7 protein-coding genes are annotated in these 5677 nt (G+C 37.6%); 3 read left to right on the forward strand and 4 right to left on the reverse strand.

Annotated features, from left to right (window positions below; translation table 11 throughout):
- Nucleotides 1-510 precede the first annotated feature (510 nt).
- The 3 genes from mobV (at nt 511) to ACI2IW_RS13755 (ending at nt 3743) form a co-directional block, all read left to right on the forward strand.
- The gene (gene mobV, locus ACI2IW_RS13745) at nt 511-1383 is read left to right on the forward strand and encodes a MobV family relaxase (protein ID WP_404693947.1); all 873 of its coding nucleotides are present in this window, start codon (nt 511-513) and stop codon (nt 1381-1383) included.
- Between the two features lie 537 nt (nt 1384-1920).
- On the forward strand, nt 1921-2871 hold the full coding sequence (gene repM / locus ACI2IW_RS13750; RefSeq protein WP_404693948.1) for a replication initiation protein RepM: 951 nt from the start codon (nt 1921-1923) through the stop codon (nt 2869-2871).
- Between the two features lie 668 nt (nt 2872-3539).
- Nucleotides 3540-3743, forward strand: a complete 204-nt coding sequence (locus tag ACI2IW_RS13755) for a CsbD family protein (RefSeq protein ID WP_041772590.1) — start codon at nt 3540-3542, stop codon at nt 3741-3743.
- A gap of 172 nt (nt 3744-3915) precedes the next feature.
- Here ACI2IW_RS13755 and ACI2IW_RS13760 read toward each other — a convergent pair whose 3' ends face one another.
- The 4 genes from ACI2IW_RS13760 to ACI2IW_RS13775 form a co-directional block, all read right to left on the reverse strand.
- Nucleotides 3916-4239, reverse strand: coding sequence for a hypothetical protein (locus tag ACI2IW_RS13760; RefSeq protein ID WP_404693949.1), 324 nt, complete (start codon nt 4237-4239; stop codon nt 3916-3918).
- A gap of 490 nt (nt 4240-4729) precedes the next feature.
- Complete coding sequence (locus ACI2IW_RS13765) at nt 4730-4996, reverse strand: type II toxin-antitoxin system YafQ family toxin (RefSeq protein ID WP_404693950.1); 267 nt, start codon at nt 4994-4996, stop codon at nt 4730-4732.
- Nucleotides 4983-5267: a type II toxin-antitoxin system RelB/DinJ family antitoxin gene (locus tag ACI2IW_RS13770; RefSeq protein ID WP_404693951.1), complete on the reverse strand. Its 285-nt coding sequence runs from the start codon at nt 5265-5267 to the stop codon at nt 4983-4985. Before ACI2IW_RS13770 ends, ACI2IW_RS13765 begins: the two co-directional genes overlap by 14 nt.
- Before the next feature lie 90 nt (nt 5268-5357).
- A complete protein-coding gene (locus ACI2IW_RS13775) occupies nt 5358-5633 on the reverse strand; it encodes a hypothetical protein (RefSeq protein ID WP_404693952.1) in 276 nt (91 codons plus the stop codon).
- Nucleotides 5634-5677: the final 44 nt, after the last annotated feature.

Consider the following 5677-nt stretch of genomic DNA (forward strand, 5'->3'; position numbering starts at 1 on the left):
GCTTCAAGCTGAAGGCTTTTATTGCTAGCTACTGATACACCGATCATGCTCATAAATAACTCCGCTACTAGAATCATCTGTAGCTACAGATGATTTTTTTAGGTGAATAAGTTGTTTGTACCAAGCTATGATTATGCCAGTGAAAAACGAGAAGTAACGCTCTTATAACCCCTTTTTTGTAGCAGATTTTACGACAGATAAAAAATCCGTTATTTCCCACCCAATTTAATGACTACACCTTACGCACCCTAAAGGGACTGCCAAATAGCTGATATTGTTAAGTTTATTGAAGTTAAGGTGTTTGCAAAGTGCAAACAAAATCGTTCTTAGTCATTGATTTATAAAGGAAAAAGTTGTTTACAATTTGTTTACAGCCTTGCTTCTAAAAAGCGAAAAACAGCCCTTTTTTACCGCCTTTTGCTGTAAAAATTACGCTTTTATAACAGGTGAAATTGTGGTGTAGTAAGTACACTTTAGTGAAATAACACCCAATTATAGGAAAAAGTGGCAATGAACTATGCAATTTTGAGGACGGCAAAATTAAAGACGATAGGCAACATTGGTGGCAGTCTTGCACACAGCTACCGAACGATAGAAACTCCCAATGCTGACCCCAACCTCACCTCTAAAAATCATCATACCGTTGCGACCCCTGAAGCCGTCAAAAAAGCAATAAAAGATCGACTTCCTGAAAAAAGACGCTCTGATGCGGTGCTATGTATTGAGTATTTAATAACTGCCAGTCCTGAATGGGACGGCTGGGGAACAAGCCACGAAGCCGAATTTTTTAAGCGATCTGCTCGGTGGCTCATTGATAAACATGGGGAAGAAAATATTGCAGGTATGAGTATTCATCGGGACATAAGCACACCGCATTTAGTCGCTTATGTGGTTCCTATTGATCAAAAGGGGAAGCTGAACTGTAAAAATTTTCTAGGCGGTAGGGCTAAATTAAACAAGATGCAAACCGATTTTGCCAATACGGTCGCTGATTTAGGGCTAACAAGGGGCAAGGAAGGCTCTAAAGCCAAGCATACCAGTATCAAAGAGTATTACCACGACATCAATCACGCTAGAGATTTCAGTATCACAGCAGAACCGCCTAAGCCTGAAATGTTTGAAAGCAAGGCTAGGTATGGTGAGAAGGTCACAGCAGCGGTTATTGAGCAAATAGAACCGACTGTGAAAGCGGCAAACAGCATCCTGATGGACTACGAGAAGGCTAGGATGGATAAAAAAGTTGCTGAGGACAGCTATGAGACCTTAAAAAAGCGTGTTAAGCCTTACTTAGTGGCGATTGAAGGGTTAAACCAAGAAGAAATTACTAGGGTAAATGCAGCAATGCAGCTAGAAAGCCGTAAAATCGCTGTAGAGAAGCGTTAAATTTAAAAGGCTACGCATGTATAAGAATACGGTCAGAAAGCGCTTAAATCTAATCCTGTGGACAAATAGAGGTGTTTTTACAGCTTATTATCAAGGTTAAAGCAAATAAGGTTACTGAAATACTAAAATAATTTGAAAAATTTTGCTGCTTTGGATGAGTCTAAAATCAAACTGATGGATGAGCAAGAAAGTATTGATTGATTACTTAATCCAAAAAACCACAAAAAAGTCTCTGATATTTCTAAGTCATTAGGGATTTTTTCTTTTGTCTTTTCAGTTAATAAAAAAATAGAAAAAGGTTTTTAATGCTTTTAATGCTTTTAACAGCTTTTAGACGCTCTGTGATCCTTACTGCTATTGGCCTGTAGCCTCCATTAAAGGACGTTTGGTTACCCATTAAAGGACGTTTGGTTACCCATTAAAGGACGTTTGGTTACCCATTAAAGGACGTTTGGTTACCATTAAAGGACTTTTTATAATTTGACCTTTAGATGACTTGGTGTAGTATGTCATTAAATCGTTATGGGTAAGATGGTTATGAACACTAAAAAAAACCTAGTGGTAAAAACTAATCAGCTAAATCAGGCGTTACAAACTTTATCATTGGCTGAAGTGCGAATTATTCAGCTAGCCATAGTTGATGCTAGAGAAACAGCCACAGGATTAAGTACAGACAAGCCGTTACGAATTGATGCCACTCGTTATGCAGAGGTATTTGAAACTACACGGCAAAATGGCTATAAGCGCATGAAGGAAGCTGAAGAAACCTTATTCAATAGGCGTTTTACCTACCTTGATGATAATGGTAAGCCCATTAAAAGCCGTTGGTTACAGCAGGTGCAATATCATGATGGTGAGGGTGCGATAGAACTAGTATTTACTCTTGCTGTTGTAGAAGGTATCAGCCGTATTAATGGCTTAGAGCAGTTTTTTACCTCGTATTTGCTAGAGCAAACAACACAGTTTGATAGTGTTTATTCAGTACGCCTTTATGAGTTATTGACGCAATGGCGCACAGCTAAAAAAACACCATGCTTTGAGATAGGGGTTTTTAGAGACCAAATGGGGCTAGGGATCAATGAATACAAAGCGATGTGTGATTTTAAGAAACGTGTTTTAGACCTTGCTACAGACGAGATTAACAAAAAATCAGATCTTAAAGTCAAATATGAGAACGTAAAAAAGGGACGCAAAATTATAGGTTTTGCTTTCACTGTTCATGAAAAACCAAAAGCTAAGACTGATGTGGTTAGTAAGGAGCGTGACGCTAGTACAGCAGATATGTTTACGGTAGAAGGATTAAACGACAATCAGCTAGGACGTATCACACGTAACAAGCAGTTCATTGCTGATTACAACCATTTGGTTAGCTCTACCAGTCCAGCTGGTCAAGACCCGAAAGCATGGGAGTTTGAGATGGTTAATAGACTTAAAAAAAACCCTATGCAGTTTAATAAACGCCCTATCAGAGAGTATCTTGAATATTAAGTCTTATGAGTGTGTTTGATAGGTTCAGTTCTCTAGTGAAGATATAGAATATTTGGCTGTAAGCTATTGATTGCATGTTTGCGGCACTAAATATTAAGTGCCCTCATCTATTTATACAACTTAATGCCAAACGATAAAAAAGAAGTGAGAGCTAACAAAATAAGGGCTTTAAGGTTATAGTTATAGGAAAGTATGAGGGGTAATCTATGAAAGATAAAAGGCTCATCCTACGAGCAGTAGCCGTCTTTATTTTAATTGTTGGACTAACATCTGTAGTTATAATTCAATTCAAATTAATGTCAATCAGCATGTTTTATAGTCTTTTTTAATTAAAGATTTTTTTTATGATTAACGGTTTAGTCCAAATCATAACTTATACCCTCATAACAAATCAGAGGACTTAATAATAGCTCAGCAATACTTTAAACATTCGTTGTACAGACAGCCCAATTGTGTATCTCTATATTAGATATGTCAGCTTAAAGCTTAATAACTGCTGATAGCCTATTTATCAATAAAAAAAAACAAAAGATGGATGAGCTTGGTATAGATGCGTTGACTCACAAACCAATAAATGGAAAAGGAAAACCATAATGGACAATCAAAATGTGAACGAACAAAGTATGGATGAACAGTACAAAAACAATCAAAAAATGGATGATAATGATATGAATAATCAAACCCTAAAAGGCGAATGGAACCAACTCAAAGGTTCAGTAAAACAGAAATGGGGAGATTTAACAGATGACGATCTCACTCATATCGAAGGTGACCGTGACAAACTGGTTGGACGTGTCCAAGAGCGTTATGGTCATTCAAAAGAAGATGCTGAACGTGATGTAGATGAGTGGCGCACACAAAACAAATATTAATTCTTGTGTATTTAATAGTCATACCCTTAAAATGCAAAAGCCCGTGACTATTGTCACGGGCTTTTTTAGTCAATGCTACTAGTTATGCGAGTAAAGATAAAAAGCTAGATCATATGATAGGCTACAGCCATCAAAAATAAGAATGTTTAATGGATTGCGAGTTTTCTCATACTTACTGCACTCCATCTGCTGATGTTTGATCTAAGTTCGAGTTATTTTCATTAACAGTAACCGTATCATCAGCCTTTTGCTCATTTTCTACACTACCATTACTAGAATAGTACGCAGTACCTCCTGCACCTTCTGCGTCCTCTGTAGAAGCAGGAATTTGATCTTCAGCCTCGGTCGCTGTTTGCACAGGAGTCATTTCGCTAGATTCTGTATTAGGAGCTGGCTCTTCTGTCTCACTGCTGCAAGCGCTCAGACCAAAGAAACTCACCATAAATACGATCCATAGTTTGCTCTGAATTGATTTAGTCAGGAATAATTTTTTCATTTTAATATCCTTGAGACAGAAAGCTATAAAAAAACCTGACTTTGAAAACCATTCAAAGTCAGCTTAAAAGACCAACCACACAATAATTTAACTGCGCTAATTTAAGCAGCACAGCCCATTACTCTTTTTATTATTTATTGTAGTTATTTTTTATAAAATCGAAATTTTTCTCAACTAACAACTCAAACATAGCAAAAAAATTAATATTTTCAGGTAAAGAAAGGTAAGAGTTTGTTAGCTTGTGTGCCATATATTCTTTTAAAGAATATATGGCTTTTATAGTCTAAGGTTAAGGTTAAGGTTAATAATATATTAAAAAGTATGCTAAGAAAATAGGGGAAGGATGAAAACTGTGTTCCAATGAGACCATGGTGTACTTTGCCAAACACAGTTCGTAAAGCATACCCCAGCGGAACCAGCTATTTCACCCCAAAAACCTATTAACAGACTACTCAAAACAGACTGTCATTGTGGAACCACTTAAAACAGGCTAATCAAACACCTCTGAATGGCTACCCAGCCTAACAAAATCTACCGTATCGATCTGAACACGGTAGATAAGCACCAAATCAGGTTTGATATGGCAATCTCTAAACCCCTTATGATTGCCGGTCAACGCATGATCTTTGTATTTAGCCGGTAGCGGTACATCGTTAGTCAAACAATTAAGCACCTCGCCCCATGCAGGAGTGAGTAAACTTAGATAATTCTTCTTAGCATCTCTCTTAAACTGACTTGATACTTCAATGGATCTCATCAGCCTCGCCTTCTAGCTCATCCATGAGATCACCAAAGCTATCGTATTTGGTGCCTTTACCGCCCGCAACCTCAGCAATAGCTGCAATAGTTTGCGCGTTGAGCTTAGGTTGTTGATAGTCAAAAGACAGGGGAATCGCATTGGTATCGGCTACTTGGTTCAAGAACAGTCTAATGGCTTGTGAAGGCGTTAGACCATAGCTTTCAAGAACAGAAAAAGACCTATCTTTCAGATCCTGGTCAAGCCGTATATTATAATTAGTTGTAGTCATAGTAATCACCTATCGCTTATATTTGTACACCCAATATAAGCGATAGGTGATTAGATCTCAATAGTTTTAGCGTTTCACCTACTCGCTAATCTAAGCGGTAATAGTCTGCTCATTCAATCCAGCAAGAAAGTCATCAACCGTTTTCTCAATGCTTTTTTGCATCACATAAAGATCAGAAGTAGAGTATTTCCCAAGCTGATTTCTTTCATCCATAACTTCAAATAGCTTGCTTCTGACCACTTCTTCGTGCGTTTTATCGTCAATCAACAGCAAATTAAGCTTCACGACAGCTCTATCATAGGCTTCTTGAGTGGCTTCAAGCTGAAGGCTTTTATTGCTAGCTACTGATACACCGATCATGCTCATAAATAACTCCGCTACTAGAATCATCTGTAGCTACAGATGATTTT

Origin of the sequence: Psychrobacter sp. NPDC078501 (assembly GCF_044900935.1) — a bacterium.
In the GTDB taxonomy this organism is placed as follows: domain Bacteria; phylum Pseudomonadota; class Gammaproteobacteria; order Pseudomonadales; family Moraxellaceae; genus Psychrobacter.

Bases quoted from the DNA above. Each gene is read 5' to 3' on its own strand.
- ACI2IW_RS13760 (WP_404693949.1), bottom strand. From the start codon at position 4,239: ATGAAAAAATTATTCCTGACTAAATCAATTCAGAGCAAACTATGGATC.
- ACI2IW_RS13765 (WP_404693950.1), bottom strand. From the start codon at position 4,996: ATGAGATCCATTGAAGTATCAAGTCAGTTTAAGAGAGATGCTAAGAAG.
- mobV (WP_404693947.1), top strand. From the start codon at position 511: ATGAACTATGCAATTTTGAGGACGGCAAAATTAAAGACGATAGGCAAC.
- ACI2IW_RS13775 (WP_404693952.1), bottom strand. From the start codon at position 5,633: ATGAGCATGATCGGTGTATCAGTAGCTAGCAATAAAAGCCTTCAGCTT.
- repM (WP_404693948.1), top strand. From the start codon at position 1,921: ATGAACACTAAAAAAAACCTAGTGGTAAAAACTAATCAGCTAAATCAG.
- ACI2IW_RS13770 (WP_404693951.1), bottom strand. From the start codon at position 5,267: ATGACTACAACTAATTATAATATACGGCTTGACCAGGATCTGAAAGAT.
- ACI2IW_RS13755 (WP_041772590.1), top strand. From the start codon at position 3,540: ATGAATAATCAAACCCTAAAAGGCGAATGGAACCAACTCAAAGGTTCA.